This window comes from Streptomyces sp. adm13(2018) (assembly GCF_008042145.1).
Taxonomy (GTDB): Bacteria; Actinomycetota; Actinomycetes; order Streptomycetales; family Streptomycetaceae; genus Streptomyces.
Genome location: NZ_RDBH01000164.1, coordinates 1 through 1,940, shown reverse-complemented (window position 1 = coordinate 1,940; position 1,940 = coordinate 1). Strand labels below are relative to the sequence as shown.

The 1,940-nt window shown below is 74.2% G+C and carries 2 protein-coding genes; both read left to right on the top strand.

Annotated features, from left to right (window positions below; translation table 11 throughout):
• Positions 1-788: ABC transporter permease (locus tag EAO70_RS35055; RefSeq protein ID WP_148006854.1), on the top strand; the 788-nt coding region annotated here is incomplete at its 5' end.
• Positions 789-848: 60 nt separating this feature from the next.
• Positions 849-1,940: sensor histidine kinase (locus EAO70_RS35050; protein ID WP_261993203.1), on the top strand; the 1,092-nt coding region annotated here is incomplete at its 3' end.

Sequence of the window (1,940 nt, the reverse complement as noted above, 5' to 3'; positions counted from 1 at the left end):
GTACAGCGCCCCATCGCGGCGGCGGACCTCCCTCCCTCCGACGGCTCGTCGCGCTCGGGCGGGCCGAGGTCACCCTCCTCGTCCGCAACCGCACCGCCCTCTTCGGCGCCCTCCTCGTCCCCCTCCTCACCGTCGGCGCGGTCCGCAGCTCCCTGGAGAGCGTCGACCTCGGCAAGGCCGGCACGAGCATCGCCGAGGTCGCCGTCAGCGGCGCCATCGGCATGGCCCTCCTCATCGGGGTCTACAGCAACCTCGTCGCCGCCTTCGCCGCCCGCCGCGAGGCCCTCGTCCTCAAGCGGCTGCGCACCGGAGAACCGACCGACCCCGAGATCCTCACCGGGATCGCGCTGCCGGCCGCCGTGCTCGCCCTCGCCCAGAGTGCCTTCCTCACCGTCGGCGGCATCGCCGTCCTCGGCCTGCCCGCCCCCGCCGCGCCCGGACTGCTCCTCGCCGGCGTCGTCCTCGGCCTCGTCCTCCTCACCGCGCTCGCCGCCGCCACCTCCGCCGTCACCCGCACCCCCGAGAGCGCCCAGCTCACCGCGCTGCCACTGGTGCTGGTCTCCGCCCTCGGCTCCGGGCTCTTCGTCCCCCTCAGCATGCTTCCCGACGAGATCGCGGCCGCCTGCGAACTCCTGCCGGTGACCGGGATGATGACCCTCGTACGGGCCGGCTGGACCGGCGGCGCGAACGCCGGCGACCTGCTGGGCGCGGCGGCGACCACGGTGGTCTGGATCGCCCTCTCGGTGTTTGCTGTCCAGCGGTGGTTCCGCTGGGAACCCCGGCGCTAGAGAGCCGCCGCCCAGGACGAACCGAGGACGAGAGGACGGACCCGCGCCCGTGAAGTGCCCGTGAAACGGCCCGTGAAGAGCTGGAGCGGCCGGAGCGGCCTGTCCAAGGTCGACCTCTACACCCGCGTCACCGCCTACATGCTGCTCTGGGCCGCGGTCCTCGTCCTCGGCCTCCTGCTCCTGATCCGGCCGATCCGCCACGACGCCCCGCCCCTCCTGGTAGTCGTCGCCCCGCTCCTCGACCTCGCCAACGGCGTCCTCTGCCACCGCCTGCTGCGCCGCGCCATGGACGCCTACCTCCGGCCCGGGACCGTACTCCCCCCGCGGGAGGTGCTGCCCGCGGCGGCCGTCGCGGGCAGCACCACCGGAGCCGTACTCCTCGCCGCGTCCGCCACCGATCTGGCCGAACTGCTGCCCGGGATGCTCGCGGCGGCCCTCGTGCCCTTCCTCGCCGGGCACTGTCTGCTCCACCGCCTCCGCTTCGTCGCCCTCCACCAGGCCCTGCTCGCCGGGGTGCTCCTGCTCCTCGTCCCGCTCACCGGCCTGAGCGGGGGGCAGAGCCTCGCGGCCGTCGTCACCGTCGTCTTCCTCACCGGCTGGCTCGCCTTCACCGTCCGCCTCTCGCTCTGGGTGCTCGGCGTCGTCTTCGAGCTGCGCGAGGCCCGCGACGTCCAGGCCCGGCTCGCGGTCGCCGAGGAACGCCTGCGCTTCGGACGCGACCTGCACGACATCCTCGGCAGGAACCTGTCCGTGATCGCCCTCAAGAGCGAACTCGCCGTCCGGCTCGCGCGCCGCGAACGCCCCGAGGCCGTCGACCAGATGATCGAGGTCCAGCGCATCGCGCGGGAGTCCCAGCGGGAGGTGCGCGATGTCGTACGCGGCTACCGCGAGGCGGATCTGCGGGTCGAACTGGAGGGCGCGCGGGGCGTGCTCGACGCGGCGGGGATCGACTGCGCCGTCGACTCCCCGGGGCCCGCGCTCGACCTGCCCGCCGAGGTCCAGGCGGCCCTGGGCTGGGTGGTCCGCGAGACCACGACGAACGTCCTGCGGCACGGGGACGCACGGCGCTGCGCCATCGCCGTACGGGAGGAGAGGGACGCGGTGCTGCTGACGGTGGAGAACGACGGGGTGCGGACGGGGAACGGGATGAAC